This window comes from Enterococcus sp. 2G9_DIV0600 (genome assembly GCF_002140615.1).
Classification (GTDB): domain Bacteria; phylum Bacillota; class Bacilli; order Lactobacillales; family Enterococcaceae; genus Enterococcus_D; species Enterococcus_D innesii.
On sequence record NZ_NGLL01000001.1, the window covers coordinates 299816 to 316954 of the forward strand.

Consider the following 17139-nt stretch of genomic DNA (forward strand, 5'->3'; position numbering starts at 1 on the left):
TAAGCCCATGAAAAAAATTCGTGAATTAACTGTTGATGAAACGTTTCAACTTTTCTTACTGATTAAGAATGCCGATGTACGAATCGCGAAAAACGGCAAAAAGTTTATTGCCTTCACCTTTCAAGATACATCTGGCACGATCGACGGAAAGTTCTGGGATGCATCAGATGAAGAAATCGCCCGTTTTGAACCCGGGAAAGTAGTACTACTAGATGGGAAACGGGAAGTCTACCAAGGCAATCCCCAAGTCAAAATCATGCATTTGCGCTTAGCGAAGCCGGAAGAACCCCATGAACCAAGCCAATACATGGAGAAAGCGCCCTTGCGAAAAGAAGAGATGGAAGAAGAAATCAGTCAAACCTTGTTTGAGATCACAAATCCTCATTGGAATCGCATCGTCCGTTTCTTGTTGAACAAGTATAAAAAGGAATTCTTTGACTTTCCAGCTGCGAAACGCAATCACCATGCCTTCGCCAGTGGATTGGCGTATCATACGACAACTATGCTGCGGTTAGGAAAAGCGATCGTCAAAGAATACCCTGAATTAAATGCTTCACTGTTGTATGCGGGCATTATTTTGCATGATTTAGGAAAAGTAATCGAGTTGACAGGTCCCATGACGACAGAGTATACCTTAGTAGGGAATCTAGTAGGGCATCTCGTCTTAGTGGATGAAGAAATCACACAAGCCTGTATTGCTTTGAAATTTGATGATAAAGAAGAAGATATCGTTGTTTTGCGGCATATGGTCTTAGCTCATCATGGGTTGCTAGAATATGGGTCACCTGTTCGGCCCCGCATAATGGAAGCAGAAATCCTCCATCAGATCGATAACTTGGATGCTTCCATGCAAATGATGCTGACGTCAATCCGTTTAACGGAACCTGGTCAATACACGGATCGTATTTTTGGCATGGACAACCGGAGTTTTTATGTACCGAAAGAAGTGTAGCAGCGACGTTGCAGCACGATCAACCAAAGTGAATGACGGAAAGAACAAAAACCACGCTAGGCTTGCTTAGCGTGGTTTTTGTTAGCTGCTGGAAAAATTTGAATCGTAGATAGAAAGCTAATCGGTACAAAAAAAGAAGCACCGCTATGACGGCACTTCTTTTTTCGTTTATTCAGCAGAAGAATCTGTAGCACTTTCACTCGTTGCAGTAGAATCATCGGTTGCATCAGTAGCAGAAGAATCTGCTGCTGAGCTGTCCGTTGCATCGGTTGCAGAAGAGTCAGCGGTTGAATCTTCTGTTTCGGCCGCTGTGATGTAATCAGAAAGCAAGTCTGCTAAATCAGAGTCTTTCATTTTCACGTTGGCTGCTTGCAATTCTTGACCGATCGTTGCTGCCACGAATGTTTGATCATTCAATAAGGTGTTTTGAGCGATCTCAGTCAAATCATCTTTGTATTTATCCATGTCGTTGCCTTTGTCTTGGTTTTTCACCATTTTCACGATGTAGTATTCTGTCGTGTAAGTTGATGTGTTGGTGGCAGAGATCACTTCAGAGATTTCACCATCTTTTAAGTCAAAAGCGGCTGTTTTTACTTCATTCGGTACAGCTGATGAAGTAGAATCGAATTTAATCGTTCCGCCATCTTCTTTTGTGGCTGCATCGGTTGATTTTTCTTTGGCAATTTCACCAAAATCAGCATCATCTTTTTTCACTTCTTCTAAGACATCTTTGGCATCATCTTCACTTGCTACTTTGATGATTTGTGCCTCTACCTCTGGGTGGAAAGAATCCCATGCTGTTTTCATGTCTTCGTCAGTAATATCCATGTTGGCTTTTAAGCCTTCACGTAAAGCAAGTTGTTGCTTCAATTCTGCCCGGTAAGACTTCACCGTATAACCAGAGGCAGTCAAGGTTGATTCAAAGGAATCATTCCCACCGTATTGTTCAGCCATATTGTTGAATTGCTCATCGATCATGTCTTCGGTAACATCATCACCATATTTTTCAGTAAAGACTTTTAAGACGATCATTTGACGCAACGCATTTTGGTTTTCTGAACTTGTTTTTGCTTGGTCATAAAAATCTTGAACAGTGATTTTACCGCCCTTCATTGTTGCGATTTCCTCACTTGAATTACCACAAGCCGCTAATGCAAAAAGACTCATTGCACTGACTGCTACTAAAATTAATTTTTTCTTCATTCGTTTAAGCACTCCTAATTCTAAAAAAGATTCATAATAATCACTGCACCTACTATACCACTTCTAGAAATGGTTGGGAAGAAAACAGTGGATGTTTCAAACAAAATTCATAAAAACTACAAATTTTCAATTTGTTTGGTATCCTCTGCGCTTTGGGCTTGAATCGTCGTGATGTGCTGATTCAACTGCTCCATTTGGGTTTTGATCCGAGCAAGGCGCGGTTGCGCTTGGAATTTGAAGGCTTCCAGATCTTTCGTAAAAGATTCGGTCACAACGGGGATGGTTTCGTCGATCGTTTTGCGGGTCACCATCACAGCATCCTTTAGCTGTTTAACGCTGTCATTGAATTCTAAGGTCGCTTCTGTCGTGTCATCTAAATAGCGAATCAATTCTTCACGAGTTTCATTGCCGCTTTTCGGTGCAAAAAGCAAACCACCTAAGCCGCCGGCGATGGAACCGAATAATAGTCCTTTAAGAAAATTGCCGATCATTTAATCCACCTGCTTTCCAATTTTTTCGGCGATTGCCGCTAGTTCTTCCCCCGTGTAGTTGTCTGCGTGATTGCCAAAATGGATCTTGAAATCATCGTCTTTGCTGTAACGAGGAATCAAATGGACATGGGAATGAAAGACCGATTGGTACGCCAATTCTTTATTGTTGTTGATGATATTTAAGCCTTCGATCTCAGGGAATGCTTTTTCGATCGCTCGAGCAATCTTAGGAATGCGGGCAAAAACCGCTGCTGCCAACGTTTCATCGTACTCAAAAATATCCGTCACATGAGTTTTGGGGATCACCAATGTATGACCCGGGGTGACTTGGGAAATATCTAAAAAGGCATAGACTTGCTCATCCTCGTAGACTTTGTAGCTAGGAATCTCACGATTGTTGATTTTACAAAAAATACAATTTTCCATTGTAAAAAAACCTCCTTGATCTAGTACCTCTACTTTACCATATTTTGCTTTTTTTCGTCTGATTTCCTCTTTGAAAAAGTCGGAACAAGGCAACTGTTCCTTCAACAAAGGCGCTTTTTTAAAGAAATGCGAAAAGCGAGCGAGAAACGCTTGCATTTAGATTCCAACAACCCTAGACTTAATATCAGAAATCATTTGGAAAGAAGGAACCTATGAAACCGATCATTAGAGAAACCTTACAGAAAAAAACAACGACTTCAGCGAAGCTTCGCTACTTAGCCTATGCCTATAAAGAGTGGTTGATCGCGATCACGCTGTTTGTGGTGTTTGCTGTTTCAATCACTTATTCTCTGACACGTCCGCAAGAAGAAGTAGTCAATGCCGCCATTGTCACTGAAACAGCAATGGACCCTGCGGTGCAAAGTGAATTGGAAGAAGCCGTTGAAGCATGGGCGATTGACCAAGGGTATCAAAAAGAAGAGCTGAGGATCAGTCTGGTTTCTTATGCTGAACCAGCCGCTGTCCAAGCATTTACCACCCGTCTTGCTGCTGGTGCGATCCAAATGGTCGTCTTTCCAGCCAGCGAAGCACAAACGTGGCAAGAGCGCTTTGGCAGCCAAGAACTGCCGCAAGACCCCATTACAGTGGGAGAAAACGAATTTATCTTGCAAGTTACGAATAAAGAAAAATAAATAACTGTTTTGCCAGCTGACTGAATTGAACAAAAAGAGCCTACGTTGAAAAAGTGTCGTAATTAGGTGAATCGGAGGAAGAAAATGACTTTACAAGTAGCAAACGTGACAGGCGGCTATAATCAACTGCCAGTCTTAAAAAATATTGATTTTACGATCGGCGATGGGGAACTCGTCGGCTTGATCGGCTTGAACGGGGCAGGAAAGAGTACGACGATCAAAGAGATCATCGGGTTACTGCAACCTCACAGCGGCACCATCACGATCGATGGCCTGACCCTGAAAGAAAACCCAGAGCAATACCGCAAACAAATCGGGTATATCCCTGAAACCCCTTCTTTATATGAAGAATTGACCTTAAGAGAGCACATCGAAGTGACGGCGATGGCCTACGATCTTCCGCAAGGAGAAGCCATGAAGCGAGCAGAACGCTTGTTAAAAACGTTTCGTTTAGAAAACAAACTCGATTGGTTCCCAGCAAATTTTTCAAAAGGAATGAAACAAAAAGTCATGGTGCTCTGTGCCTTTTTGATTGAACCAAGCGTTTACATCATCGACGAACCCTTCTTAGGATTGGATCCTTTAGCGATCAATGCATTATTGGAACTGATGAATGAGATGAAACAAACTGGAGCATCGATTTTGATGTCCACCCACATTTTAGCAACCGCAGAGAAGTATTGTGATAAATTCATTCTACTGCATAACGGTGAGATCCGCGCACAAGGGACCTTGGCGCAACTAAGAAGCCAATTTCAAGCACCGGAAGCCTCCCTTGATGATCTGTACCTCGCACTGACAAAGGAGAGTCAAGCATGAAGCAGTTTTTCTCGCAACGCTTACAGCGGTATCAAAAACAGATGACACGCTATTTGCGCTATGTCTTCAATGATCATTTTGCTTTGATCAGCACCTTTTTAGTCGGAGGCCTCGGTCTTTACTATTCGGAGTTATTAAAAACATTGCCGCGGCCGTTTCCCTTAGGCGGCGTCATCGTGGTGGCTGTTTGGTTATTTGTTTTACCGTTAGGACGCTTAGCGACATTGACAAAACCGGCAGACTTGATTTTTCTTTTAGCCAAGGAAGGACAAATGACAAGTTACCTCAGCCAAGCGTTACGTTATTCCCTCTGGCTGCCCTTTGGGGTTTTATTTTTAACCGTAGGGGCAACAATGCCTTTGGTCGTGGTCACAGCAAACAGCACCTTTGCCTCATTCCCATACTTTTTAGGGATGATGTGGCTCTTAAAACTGGGGGATCTTTCACTACAACGGACCCGTTTGTATCAAGAAACCCAGCAGCAAGTCAAACAGCAGCGAGGCATCTGGTTGGTCAGTGCGCTAGTTGCTGCACTTGCTAGTATTTATGTAGTACCTTGGCTAGGCTTGGTGATCAGCATCCTCCAAGCAATCTGGTTCCTCTTTGGCGTGAAATCTAATCGTCAGCTTTTAGATTGGGACTATATGATCCAAGCCGAACAGTCACGCTTAATGCGGATCTATCGGTTTATCAACTTATTTACAGATGTTCCCCAAATCACGACGGAAGCCAAACGGCGCAAATACCTCGACTGGTTGCTGGCAAAGATCAAACCAGCCCAAAGCAATACGTATCTCTATCTTTACTTGCGCCGAGTGATTCGTGGTGGGCAATACGGCGGCCTTTATGTCCGCTTATCCTTGATTGGTGGGTTCGTCTTGTTCTTTGTCGATGAGCTTTGGATCAGTCTGCTGATTGGCTGCTTGTTTCTTTATCTGATCGGTTTCCAACTGATTCCTTTGATCAATGAATTTCAATACATGGTTTTGACCCATCTGTATCCCGTGCCAGAAAAACAAAAAGCCGCAGCGATCAAAAAAATTCTTGGGGCACTCTTACTGGTGACCGCAGTTCTTTTCGGCGTGATCTGTTGCTTGCGCTTGCCTTTTGTTTGGCAAGGCGGTATCGCGTTTCTTGGCTTCTTAGGGTTTGCGGGTCTCTTTTTAGGCATCTATTTACCAGGGCGATTAAAGAAAATGCATGCTTGATCCACAAGTGGCTTCTCTTACAAAAAGCGAACGCATATGCGCTTGACGGCGACCCTTTAGGAAGCTAGAATAAGAGGTACTGCGAAATAAGGAGAGAAGCTAGGATGGATATTCGCTTGGATCAAGATTGGCGTATGCGGCCGATCAAAGGCGACACCGGGAAAGCCTATATCGGGCTCAAGGACAACGACAAAGTCTTTATCAAACGAAATACGACCCCGATGCTTGCGGCACTCTCTAAAGAGGGCATTGCACCCAAACTCGTCTGGACGAAACGGACGGGAAATGGCGATACGCTCTCCGCACAAGAATGGCTGGATGGACGGGTCTTAGATCCCGATGAAATCGGCCAAAGAAATGACGTCATTGATGTGTTGTATCACTTGCATCATTCAAAAACACTAGCACAGATGCTAAGTAAAATAGGGGGACAAGTCAGATCGCCTGAACAGATGCTGATGGATTATCAGGATCAGCTACCTTCTGCGGTCGCCCAAAACGGTTTTATTCATTTGGTCACCGAGTATTTAAAAGCTAATATTCCAGCTTTTGACGAGCAAAAAGCCGCGGTCGTCCATGGCGATGTCAATTATCGAAATTGGCTAGTTTGTCAAAATTATTTATATTTAGTCGATTGGGATTCCGTGATGTTTGCAGATCCAGCAATCGATATCGGGACTATTTTAGGTCACTATGTGCCGCTATCCAGCTGGTCTCATTGGCTGGTGCGCTATGGTATCCATAGCAGCAGCGAAGTGATCGAAAAGATTTATTGGTATGCATTGTTGAGTATGCTGCAAGAGGTCAAAAAATATTATCTGCGGGGCGATTACAAAGCCATGAATGCAGAGATTTTACAATTAAAACGAATTTATAGTGAATGAAGAGAAGATGGAGCGAGGCAATTTGGTTCCATCTTGTTTTTTCGGAAAGGAAGAAACATGAGAGTAAGAAAACGTGCAGGTGCAAAAGAGCTGATTGAAGCTCATCCACAATACGTCGTTGCAGAGCCTACCGAATGGAAAGGGCGTTGGCATGAACGCTTTGGCAATGATCATCCGCTACACATCGAAATCGGCATGGGAAAAGGCCAATTTATTACAGAAATGGCGAAAGCTCATCCCGAGATCAATTATATTGGGGTAGAGATGCAGATCAGTGTCGTTTCGATCGCATTGGATAAAATGATCGAGCAGGAGATCCCAAACTTGCAACTGCTGCATGTGGATGGTTCGGCTTTGACCAACTATTTTGCGGACAATGAAGTAGACCAGATCTACTTGAATTTTTCTGATCCATGGCCTAAGAAGAAGCATGAGAAGCGCCGTTTGACTTCCAAAGCCTTTTTAGCGGTGGACGAGCAAATTTTACGGCCCAATGGCGAGATCCATTTCAAAACGGACAACCAAGGATTGTTTGAGTATTCCTTAGCGAGCTTTTCTCAATATGGCATGATCATCAAACAAGTTTGGTTGGACCTGCATAACAGTACCTTTGAGAATAATATCATGACGGAATATGAAGAAAAATTCTCAAGTCGCGGTCAGCGAATCTATCGGGTGGAAGCCCAATTTGTGGCAAAAGAACCACAGAAATAAACGAATGATGAAAGATGAAGCAAATTTGCTTCATCTTTTTTTCTATTCTCAAAGCGTTTGCGTATTTCTTTTTAGGAGGGATAAGTCGTGGATATTCAAGCATTCTCAGACGAGTTGATTCTTTATGGAAGACAAGAACGCATGCAGGATCTGGCCATTTTGCCTAGCGGTTCACAGATGGAGGTGATTTTCAGCAAAAGCTATCTCAGAGAGTCCTATCAAGTGTTGACGAATGAAGAAGCCCAACAGCTGATCACTCGCTTCAAATTTTTAGGAGGAATGGAGGTGGGAGAGCGACGTAAAGCTCAGTTAGGCGCAGTCAGTTATCCGATAGATCATCAGCTGCAGCGGCTGCGCATCTCAACAGTCGGTGACTACCAAGGGCGTGAAAGTCTCGTGATGCGGTTTCTTTATCCCTTGACTCAGGAGCATCTGCGCTATTTCTTTGCAGAAGATGTCCAGCAGATCCAGCAGGGGACCAAACAAAGAGGGCTGTATTTGTTTTCAGGCCCCACTGGCTCAGGAAAGTCGACCCTCATGTATCAGTTAGCACGGGCAACCAAGGGGCAAGTCATTACCATTGAAGATCCCGTCGAGATCGAAGAGCCGCGCTTTTTGCAGCTACAAACTAATTTGAAGATCGGGCAAGATTATGATGAATTGATTCGCTTGTCTTTGCGGCATCGTCCGGACCTGCTTTTGATTGGCGAGATCCGTAACAAAGAAACGGCGCAAGCCGCTGTTCGAGCCGCTCTGACAGGTCACCGAGTATTTGCCACGATCCATGCCCGAGGTGTAGCAGAAACCAAGACGCGGCTGCTGGAATTGCTCGGGACAGACGATCGTCTGGCACATGCGCTGCAAGGGATCATTTATCAGCGATTGCTGCCAAATGAAGCGAATGAACCTCATGGATTGCTGGCGTATCACTTTTATGAGGGGCAAGTGGAAAAACAGTGGCAACACGTACTAAACCGAGTGAAAGAAAGTGGGTGGATCAGCGATGAAGTTTATGAAAAAGAAGCCCCAGCTACCACGCCGTGCAACTGAAGCCCTCTTAGTCACCTTCACGGTGTTATTGGAGAGTGGCTTTTCCCTACAAGAAAGCCTCCAAGTGCTGCTGCGCAGCCGCCAGTTTTCTGAACCTGTGATCGAACAGCTGATTGTCCATCTTGCCCAAGGGCAAAGCTTTGCAGCAGCGGTAGCGCCGTTGTCGTTATCAGCTACTGAAAAAAGTCAGCTTCATTTAGCAGAAAGGCATGGGGATCTCACGGCGACCTTGCGGCGGATGGTCGACTACCACACATTGGTCAACAAGCAAAAACAGCTGCTGTACAAAGTAGCTGCCTATCCGCTTTTGTTACTGGTCTTTTTACTAGCTGCGCTTTTTGGGATGCACCGCTTTTTATTGCCCCAATTGTTAGCCTCTGGCATGATCGACGAAGGTCATTGGGGCATTCGCGCCATCACTTGGGCACCCGCAGTACTTATCCTCTTCTTGTTGTTCAGTGGGCTGCTTTTTATGATCAGCCGCTGGGTGTTTGCCCGCCGCACTGCCTTGCAAAAAGCTGTGTTTTTCAGCCGCCTGCCATTGTTCGGAGCATTGTACACGAGTTATCACACGAGTTTTTTCGCATTGGAATGGGGCAAGTTGTTTCAGCAAGGGTTAGATATCCAACAGATCATTGAGTGTATGGAGCATACCAATAAAGCTACCTTGATCCAAGAATTAGCACGGGAGCTGCGAGTAACCTTGACGTTGGGTGGACAACTCCCAGAAAAACTTCGGCGTTTTTCGTTTCTCACACCAGAATTTTCTTTGATCGTCTTTCAAGGAGAGGTGCAGGGGAAGTTAGGAGAAGAACTTTTTCTATACAGTCAATTATTGATGGAACGCTTGTTTCAGCGGATTGAAAAAGCCATCCACTGGATTCAGCCCTTGATTTTTTTATTAGTTGCTTTGATGATCGTTGGGATCTATGCCGCTATGTTTTTACCAATCTATGGAAATATCCAAGGAGTGATCGAATGATAGAAAAGAAAGTAGCATCTCCTCGCAAGCAGGGGATTTGGCGTGTCAAAAAAGGCTTTACATTGGTTGAAATGCTAGTCGTTTTATTAGTGATCAGTATTTTGGTTTTATTGTTTGTCCCAAATCTTGCCAGTCAAAGAGGAATCATTGATGAGAAAGGAAATGCGGCGATCGTGAAAGTAGTGGAAACCCAGATCGAACTCTTCCGTCTGAATGAAAATCGGGAGCCTTCGAGAGAAGAATTGATTGCTGAAGGGTATGTATCTGAGGAACAATATGCGATTTATGAGCAGGGGAACTGAGGATTGTCAATGGCGCTCTTTTGCTGGGTTTACCTTAATAGAAAGCCTTTTGGTCCTTCTTGTCAGTAGTATGTTTCTCTTTTTTCCTATTGTGGCCATTGAATACTATCAGCAATCTGCCGAAGTCTTAGGCTTTTGTGCTCGCTTAGAAAAAGGGCTCTACACTTTACAGCAAACGGCCATCATCGACAACACACAAACCCGGGCCGTCTATCAAGCAGAGCCAACGCCAACTGTTTCATTTTATGGCGCTGCAACTGAGCCGGTAACGAAGATTGAAGTTCCTTCACAGCTAGAGGTGCAGGCGTTTCCCGACATCCTGTTCAGTAGTCAATCTGGCAACAACAGCAGTCTGCGAAAGATCGTTTTTTATTGGCAGGAGAAAAAGCAAACCATCAGCTATAAGTTTTTATTTGGGAGTGGCCGTTATGAAAAAATCGTTGAATAGCGGGTATATCTTGGCCGAAAGCCTGATGGGGTTTGGGGTGTTAGCAACGTGTATCTTATTGTTTTTAGTGATGCAGGCTGCTGTACTTGCTCAAAGTGCGGCATTGCAGGAAAAAGCCCAGATGATGAGGGTGCTGTATGAAGAAGTCCAGAACCATTCCTTTGATTCTTCAGCCATCACCTACACGACGCAGCGTCAGGCGGTCTATCAAGTTCGCTTTTGGCAAGCAGCGCAGCATCAACAGGCACGCATCCAAAGTGGCGAACAGCTCTGGGAGATTTTGTATGAAGAGTAAAGGCTTTACTTTGTGGGAGTGCCTGTTGTCTTTATGGGTATTGGCGATTTGCTTATTGATGATCAGTGGGATCGTCAAGCACCTGGCACCGGTCAATCAGCAGATCATGGCTCGCAAAGATCAAGAGTGGCATGTGTTTTTGCTTCAGCTGGAACGGGAATTAAGTACCTGTACCTATCTATCAGTCAGCGAGACGACGCTATATTTGCGAAGCAGTCAAAACAATTCGGTAACGATCGATCGCATCAATCGCGTGCTGCGGAAACGGGACAACAATGGCTATCAACCACTATTGACAGAAGTAGCGGATGTGTCTTTTGAGAAAATTGGCGCAGCGATCCGCTTTACCGTTTCCTTTGAGAATGGAGAGCAAAAAATTGGGCAATGGAAAATACACACACAAGAGGCGGCATAAGGGCGGTATTTTATTGACAGCACTATTGTTTGTACAGCTGATGAGTTTGATGCTATTACTGGTGTTAGAAAATAGTCGGACAACGGCACTTTTTTATACAAAAACCATTGAAACTTATGAAGCTCGCATCATGAGTGAACTGTTCCATGCGGAATTCTTGCAAAACGAAATGGCTGATCAAGGGTCACGTCTTTATAATGTGGGAAAGTTGACCTATGAACGGCAAGGACAGGTCTTACAGATCGAGTGCCATGTCAAAAGCCGCCGCTTTACATTTACCTTTTTGTTACCCGAAGAACAGCCTGAAATAGACACAGAAGACCAAGAGGAATAGTACAGGGAAAGGATGGTTGTTTCGACCATCCTTTTTCATACAGAAATAGAAAAAGAATGTTTACAGCTTCACAAATTATTCTAAACGAAAGCGATTGATTATTTTGGATGAATCGGCTAAAATTAAACAGGTATATATGTTGTTATAGTTTTGAAAAGAGGTGCAAGATGTCCGCAGAAAAAATGGAAACGTCTTTTCATTTGACCGTTGAAGCGATCCAATTGCTTCAAAACGCATTGGAAACGTCTTTTTTTGATGCTTACGTAGAGACGATCGAAAATTTTGTTGATCAATACCAAGTTCGTGTGATCGATGGGGTACCTGATGAAGCAACTGCTGCTCGTTTAGAAACCATCTATCAAGAAATTCGAGCAATGGAACTATCGGCAGAAGAAAAACGCAAGCTTGCGCAGTTGGTTTTGCTCAAAGGCAGCCAAACGGAGCGCTTGCAGGCCAATCACCAACTGACACCAGATAGTCTTGGGTTTTTATTCGTTTATCTGATCGAGCAACTAAGCAGTGCCGATCAACCAGTGAAACTTCTGGATTTATCGGTAGGCATGGGGAATCTCTTATTGACAGTCTTGCTGAATCTACAATTAGCCAAGCGGCCAGTAGAAGGAACCGGTGTGGATATTGACGAAACCTTGTTGGCGATCGCAGCTGCAACGGGGGAATGGACCAAAGCGCCTTTGCATTTGTTCCATCAAGATGGCTTACAAGAGCTATTGATCGAACCAATGGATCTGGCAATCAGCGATCTACCGGTGGGCTATTACCCACAAGATGAAAAAGCCCAAAGTTTCATTACAGCGGCTCCTGAAGGACACAGTTACGCCCATCATTTGCTGATGGAACAAGCGATGAACTATGTCAAAGCAGGTGGGTACGGTTTGTTCTTGGTACCAAGCAACTTCTTGGAAACAGAACAGAGTGAATTTTTGAAAAAATGGCTGAAAGAAAAGGTTTATTTGCAAGGAATGATTCAGCTTCCTGAAGAACTCTTTAAAAATGAACATTCACGTAAAAGTATTTTGCTTTTACAAAACCATGGAGGGATAAGCAAACAAGCAGACGAAGTCTTGCTGGTCAAGCTAGCCTCACTGAAAGAACCAAAGAACATCACAAAACTTTTTGAACAATTTGCGGCTTGGAAAGCAGCAAATCTGTAATATAATTCGGATAAGGAGATCATCATGTCAAAAACAATCGCAATCAATGCTGGAAGTTCAAGTTTAAAATGGCAATTATATCAAATGCCAGAGGAAACAGTTGTCGCTAAAGGAATCGTTGAACGAATCGGTTTGAAAGATTCTATCTTTACCATCAAATATGGGGAAGATCAAAAATTCGAACAAATCATCGACATCAACGATCACGAAGTAGCTGTAAAAATGTTATTGGATCAACTGATCGAATTAAACATTTTAGGTGCCTATGATGAAATCACTGGCGTCGGTCACCGCGTCGTTCACGGCGGAGAAGATTTCCCTGATTCAGTTGTGATCACAGACGAAGTGATGGAACGCATCCAAGCATTGGCTGAATTTGCGCCATTACACAACCCAGCAAACTTGATGGGGATTACTGCTTTCAAAAAAATCTTGCCAGAAATCATCAGTGTCGCTGTTTTTGATACTTCTTTCCATGCAACGATGCCAAAACACAATTACCTATACAGCTTGCCATTAGAGTACTATAACGAATTTAAAGTACGTAAATACGGCTTCCACGGTACAAGCCACCGTTATGTTTCTGAGCGTGCAGCAGAAATGTTAGGCAAACCAATCGAAGAATTAAAAATCATTACTTGCCATCTAGGGAACGGTGCGTCGATCACTGCGGTTGACGGCGGAAAATCAGTAGATACATCAATGGGATTCACGCCATTAGCTGGTGTAACGATGGGCACACGTTCAGGTGACATCGATCCTGCTGTTTTGCCTTACTTAATGGAAAAATTAGATTTGAATATCGATGAAATGGTGGATGTTTTAAACAAAAAATCTGGTTTATTAGGCTTAACTGGTATTTCCAGCGACATGCGCGATCTAGAAGCAAACTACGACAAAGAAGAAGTCAAAGTTGCTTATGACGTCTTTACTGACCGCATCCGTAAATACATCGGTGGCTATGTCACAACCATGAATGGCGTTGACGCGATCGTCTTTACTGCTGGTATCGGTGAAAATGATGCCCACGTCCGTAGCGAAGTCATCAAAGGCATGACTTGGTTTGGTTGCGAATTAGATGCCGATCAAAATGCAAAACGCGGCGAAGAATTAGTGATCTCAACTGAAGAGTCAAAAGTCAAAGTGCTTTTGATCCCAACAGATGAAGAATTAATGATCGCTCGCGATGTGGAACGTTTACGCGGCTAAGCCAAAGCAATCCTTAAATAGAAGAGGAAGCATATGCAAGAGGAAATACTTGCATGTGCTTTTTTGTAGGAAAATCCCAAAAATGGTGTCAGAGGTAAAAATTGGTGAAGACCAGTTTCTAATTTTTTAAACAGAATATTTAATAATTATACATATGAAAAGTGGTTCATACTGGACTTATTTAGAAGGCTTCTCATTTTACTTTCATTTGAATTTAAATTTCCCTCCTTTTTTACAGGATGTTCTCAGGGAAATACCCTTGTAAAAGTTGCCAAATGGGAATAAACTGGCATTTGTGAATTTTCAGAAAAATTCCGCTATTTTATTTTCACTAATTTTTATAAGGGGCCATTCATATGGAAAAAGAAAAAACATTTTTAGGTCAGCCGCGTGGGCTGTCGACGTTATTCTTCACGGAAATGTGGGAACGATTCAGTTACTATGGTATGCGGGCGATTTTGGTGTACTTCATGTACGATGCAGTTGCCAACGGCGGCTTAGGGTTGCCAAAAGGAACGGCTGTGGCGATCATGTCGATTTACGGTTCCTTAGTGTATATGTCAAGCATTGTTGGCGGTTGGATCTCGGACCGTCTTTTAGGATCAAATAAATCCGTTTTTTATGGTGGGATCTTGATCATGTTAGGACACATCGTCTTGGCAACACCTTTAGGGATTCCAGCGTTGTTTGTGTCCATGATGCTGATCGTCATCGGAACCGGACTCTTGAAATCCAACGTATCGGGTATGGTGGGGCATTTGTACAGCAAAGACGATATCCGTCGGGATGCTGGTTTCTCGATTTTCTATATGGGGATCAATATCGGCGGCTTGTTAGCACCGATCATCGTTGGGATCTTAGGACAAGAAGTTAACTACCACTTAGGCTTTTCCGTTGCTGCTATCGGGATGTTTATCGGTTTGGTGCAGTATTATGTGCAAGGAAAAACCACGTTGAAAAGTGTAGCGATCGCGCCAACGAATCCTTTATCGGCAGCCGAAAAGAAAACCTTCTTCCGAGCAGTCGTTCTGGTTCTTCTCGCATTGGCAGTGTTGTTTGGCGCAGCAGCTGCAACGGGGCATCTGACGGTTGATTTCTTCATCAACTTTATCAGTGTTCTAGGTATTTTCTTACCAATCTACTACTTTACCAAAATGTTGCGTTCGAAAGATGTCACACCAGATGAAAAGAAAAAAGTATTGGCCTACATTCCGCTGTTTTTGTCAGCGATCGTCTTTTGGTCCTTAGAAGAACAAGGCTCATCGATCTTGGCATTGTTTGCCGCTGACCGTACGCAATCAACGTTATTCGGCATCAATATTCCAGCAAGTTTGTATCAAACCTTAAATCCACTTTTTGTTGTCTTACTGACACCTGTCTTTGTTTGGTTGTGGACCAAACTAGGTTCTCGTCAACCGCGGACAGAAGTGAAGTTTGCCATCGGTTTAGTCTTAGCCGGTTTGTCTTTTCTCTTATTGATGCTGCCAAGCCTTTTGTTTGGAGTAGAAGAACGGGTCAGCCCATTATGGTTAGTATTGAGCTTCTTCATTATGATTGCTGGGGAAATGTGTCTTTCACCGGTGGGCTTGTCGGTGACGACCAAACTTGCGCCGAAAGCCTTCGAAGCACAAACCTTGGCGATTTGGTTGTTAGCAGACGCGTCTTCACAAGCCATCAATGCGCAAATCGCTCGGTTCTACACACCGCAAACAGAAGGGATGTACTATGGCATCGTCGGCGGAGTAGCCGTTGTTGTCGGCATCATCTTGTATTTAGCTAGAAAACCGATCCGCAACTTGATCGGCAACATTCATTGATCAAAAAATAAAAACTTGATTTTCCGCCTATGCATGGATTGAACAACCCATGCATACGGTAGGAAAATCAAGTTTTTTTGTTGCAAATCAATGTCTTAGTCAATTAAGGGACTCAGAGATTGGCGCGTGATCTGCTGCTGTTCAATAACTAAGGCTTCTTGGAAGTGCTGCTGTAAAAAGTAGCGGTCATGGCTGACTGCCAGCAGGGTCCCTTGATATTCTTGCAACATTTCTTCAATTTCTTCTCGGGCATAGCTGTCGAGGTGATTGGTTGGTTCATCCAAAATCAGGACGTTGATTTTTTCTAAAAAGAGTTTCAGTAACGCCAAACGGATTTTTTCACCACCAGATAAATCTTTGATTCGTTTGGCCACATCACTTTGATAAAAACCGCTTTTAGCTAATTGTCGGCGAGCCGTTTCTTCGTTTCCTGTCAACGTCTGTACGTAGGCCAACAAACGGCTCTCGGGGGCGGCAAACTGCAGTTGCTGGGGCAAATAGCCGATTTGTAAGCTGCTGCCGCGCTTGATGGTGCCGCCACTGGGAATTTCCTCACCGAGGAGTAACTTGAGTAAGGTTGATTTTCCGGTACCATTGTCGCCGATGATCGCTAGATGCTCCCCACGGTAGACCGCAAAACTGCTGTCTTTGAATAGGAGCTGATCGGCATATTGCTGGTGCAAGTCGCGAACGATGAACACCTCTTTGCCCGATTTTCCGCCATTTGCCAAGCCTTGCAGCCGATTTTTCGGGGGCGCTGGCGGTTTGACCAGGGTTAGTTTCGCTAGGCGGCGCTCCAATTCTTTGGCTTTTTTGAAGAAGGCCTCATTGTCTCCTTCATTGGCCCACTGACGAAATCGCCGAATCATGACTTTCAGTCGCTGGACCTCTTTTTGCTGCAGTTCGTAGTTTTTGGTCAGCTCCGCCAAGCGAGCTTCTTTCAAGACACGAAACCGGCTGTAGTTCCCGGGATACTCAATCAAGGCGCCTTCTTCCAGTTCCCAGGTCTTGGTGGTGACTTGATCAAGAAAGTGCCGATCGTGAGAAACGACTAGGATCGCTTTTTTCGTATTCTGTAAATAATTTTCCAACCAGCGGATACTTGAAAGATCCAAGTGATTGGTTGGTTCATCCAGTAACAGCAAGTCAGCATCGGCAACTAGCACTTTGGCTAAAGCGACTTTGACCCGTTCGCCACCGCTAAGCTCTGTTAGCCGTGCGTCCTGTCGATGGGGAATTCCTAAGCCTTGTAAGATCGCGGAAATTCGGTCTTCTAATCCATAACCGCCCAACTCTTCAAAGCGCTGCTGCAACTCGCCATAACGGATCAGACATTTCTCTAAATCAGTATTGGGTTCTGCCATCAAGGCTTCGTAATGACTCATTTGTTGTTTGAGTTCTTGAATGTTAGCAGCAGAATGGAGCAGGTAGTGGATAACGGTTGCTTCAGAAACGGTCAGCTCTTGCTCGACCGTCCCGATCCTTAAGCCTTTTTGGCGGCTGATAACGCCGCTATCGACGCCTTCAGCGCCAGTCAAGATTTGTAAAAAGGTTGATTTGCCCGTTCCGTTGATGCCGACTAGGGCAATTTTTTCCCCAGCTTCGATTTGGCAGGATAACTCCTCAAATAACGGATTCCCGCCGATGGTTTTTTTAATAGCAATTGCTTGTATGATCATGATCTCTCTCCTTGAGACCACTCAAAAAGGCCATGGTTATCCATGGC

Annotated in this window: 20 protein-coding genes; 16 read left to right on the forward strand and 4 right to left on the reverse strand. The window is 44.1% G+C overall.

Features of this window, described 5'->3' with window-relative positions; all coding sequences use genetic code 11:
• Positions 1–7 precede the first annotated feature (7 nt).
• Positions 8–952, forward strand: coding sequence for a 3'-5' exoribonuclease YhaM family protein (locus tag A5870_RS01440; RefSeq protein WP_086293371.1), 945 nt, complete (start codon positions 8–10; stop codon positions 950–952).
• A gap of 168 nt (positions 953–1120) precedes the next feature.
• Here A5870_RS01440 and A5870_RS01445 read toward each other — a convergent pair whose 3' ends face one another.
• The 3 genes from A5870_RS01445 to A5870_RS01455 all read right to left on the reverse strand — a co-directional run bounded on the left by A5870_RS01445 (position 1121) and on the right by A5870_RS01455 (position 3072).
• Positions 1121–2155 (reverse strand): peptidylprolyl isomerase, encoded by a 1035-nt coding sequence (locus A5870_RS01445; protein WP_077452359.1) that lies wholly within the window; start codon positions 2153–2155, stop codon positions 1121–1123.
• Positions 2156–2271: 116 nt separating this feature from the next.
• Entirely contained in the window at positions 2272–2646 is a 375-nt protein-coding gene (locus tag A5870_RS01450; RefSeq protein ID WP_077452358.1) for a YtxH domain-containing protein, read from the reverse strand.
• A complete protein-coding gene (locus tag A5870_RS01455; RefSeq protein WP_005227719.1) occupies positions 2647–3072 on the reverse strand; it encodes an HIT family protein in 426 nt (141 codons plus the stop codon).
• 212 nt (positions 3073–3284) lie between these two features.
• Between A5870_RS01455 and A5870_RS01465 the strand changes: the two genes are divergently transcribed.
• The 15 genes from A5870_RS01465 (at position 3285) to A5870_RS01535 (ending at position 15413) form a co-directional block, all read left to right on the forward strand.
• Positions 3285–3764 carry a hypothetical protein gene (locus tag A5870_RS01465; RefSeq protein ID WP_086291590.1) on the forward strand — a complete coding sequence of 160 codons (480 nt, stop codon included), beginning with the start codon at positions 3285–3287 and terminating at the stop codon, positions 3762–3764.
• Positions 3765–3848: 84 nt separating this feature from the next.
• On the forward strand, positions 3849–4583 hold the full coding sequence (locus tag A5870_RS01470; protein ID WP_077452355.1) for an ABC transporter ATP-binding protein: 735 nt from the start codon (positions 3849–3851) through the stop codon (positions 4581–4583).
• On the forward strand, positions 4580–5791 hold the full coding sequence (locus tag A5870_RS01475) for an ABC transporter permease (protein WP_086291591.1): 1212 nt from the start codon (positions 4580–4582) through the stop codon (positions 5789–5791). The genes A5870_RS01470 and A5870_RS01475 overlap by 4 nt, the downstream gene beginning before the upstream one ends.
• A 104-nt stretch (positions 5792–5895) precedes the next feature.
• On the forward strand, positions 5896–6675 hold the full coding sequence (locus tag A5870_RS01480; protein ID WP_077452353.1) for a phosphotransferase family protein: 780 nt from the start codon (positions 5896–5898) through the stop codon (positions 6673–6675).
• A gap of 57 nt (positions 6676–6732) precedes the next feature.
• Entirely contained in the window at positions 6733–7389 is a 657-nt protein-coding gene (trmB, locus tag A5870_RS01485; RefSeq protein ID WP_077452352.1) for a tRNA (guanosine(46)-N7)-methyltransferase TrmB, read from the forward strand.
• 87 nt (positions 7390–7476) lie between these two features.
• Entirely contained in the window at positions 7477–8439 is a 963-nt protein-coding gene (gene comGA / locus A5870_RS01490) for a competence type IV pilus ATPase ComGA (RefSeq protein WP_086291592.1), read from the forward strand.
• Complete coding sequence (comGB, locus tag A5870_RS01495; RefSeq protein WP_086291593.1) at positions 8393–9421, forward strand: competence type IV pilus assembly protein ComGB; 1029 nt, start codon at positions 8393–8395, stop codon at positions 9419–9421. The genes comGA and comGB overlap by 47 nt, the downstream gene beginning before the upstream one ends.
• Positions 9418–9723: a competence type IV pilus major pilin ComGC gene (gene comGC / locus A5870_RS01500; RefSeq protein WP_077452349.1), complete on the forward strand. Its 306-nt coding sequence runs from the start codon at positions 9418–9420 to the stop codon at positions 9721–9723. The genes comGB and comGC overlap by 4 nt, the downstream gene beginning before the upstream one ends.
• On the forward strand, positions 9707–10171 hold the full coding sequence (comGD, locus tag A5870_RS01505) for a competence type IV pilus minor pilin ComGD (RefSeq protein ID WP_081117829.1): 465 nt from the start codon (positions 9707–9709) through the stop codon (positions 10169–10171). The genes comGC and comGD overlap by 17 nt, the downstream gene beginning before the upstream one ends.
• The gene (locus A5870_RS01510; protein WP_077452347.1) at positions 10152–10466 is read left to right on the forward strand and encodes a hypothetical protein; all 315 of its coding nucleotides are present in this window, start codon (positions 10152–10154) and stop codon (positions 10464–10466) included. Before comGD ends, A5870_RS01510 begins: the two co-directional genes overlap by 20 nt.
• Positions 10456–10881: a competence type IV pilus minor pilin ComGF gene (comGF, locus tag A5870_RS01515; RefSeq protein WP_077452346.1), complete on the forward strand. Its 426-nt coding sequence runs from the start codon at positions 10456–10458 to the stop codon at positions 10879–10881. Before A5870_RS01510 ends, comGF begins: the two co-directional genes overlap by 11 nt.
• A gap of 13 nt (positions 10882–10894) precedes the next feature.
• The gene (gene comGG, locus A5870_RS01520) at positions 10895–11215 is read left to right on the forward strand and encodes a competence type IV pilus minor pilin ComGG (RefSeq protein WP_226818255.1); all 321 of its coding nucleotides are present in this window, start codon (positions 10895–10897) and stop codon (positions 11213–11215) included.
• Between the two features lie 167 nt (positions 11216–11382).
• The gene (locus A5870_RS01525; RefSeq protein WP_086291594.1) at positions 11383–12387 is read left to right on the forward strand and encodes a class I SAM-dependent methyltransferase; all 1005 of its coding nucleotides are present in this window, start codon (positions 11383–11385) and stop codon (positions 12385–12387) included.
• A 24-nt stretch (positions 12388–12411) separates the two neighbouring features.
• Entirely contained in the window at positions 12412–13596 is a 1185-nt protein-coding gene (locus tag A5870_RS01530; RefSeq protein WP_005233419.1) for an acetate/propionate family kinase, read from the forward strand.
• Positions 13597–13952: 356 nt separating this feature from the next.
• Positions 13953–15413 (forward strand): peptide MFS transporter, encoded by a 1461-nt coding sequence (locus tag A5870_RS01535; RefSeq protein ID WP_081117826.1) that lies wholly within the window; start codon positions 13953–13955, stop codon positions 15411–15413.
• A 95-nt stretch (positions 15414–15508) separates the two neighbouring features.
• Here the strand turns inward: A5870_RS01535 and abc-f are convergent, their stop codons facing one another.
• A complete protein-coding gene (abc-f, locus tag A5870_RS01540; RefSeq protein ID WP_086291595.1) occupies positions 15509–17092 on the reverse strand; it encodes a ribosomal protection-like ABC-F family protein in 1584 nt (527 codons plus the stop codon).
• Between the last annotated feature and the right edge of the window lie 47 nt (positions 17093–17139).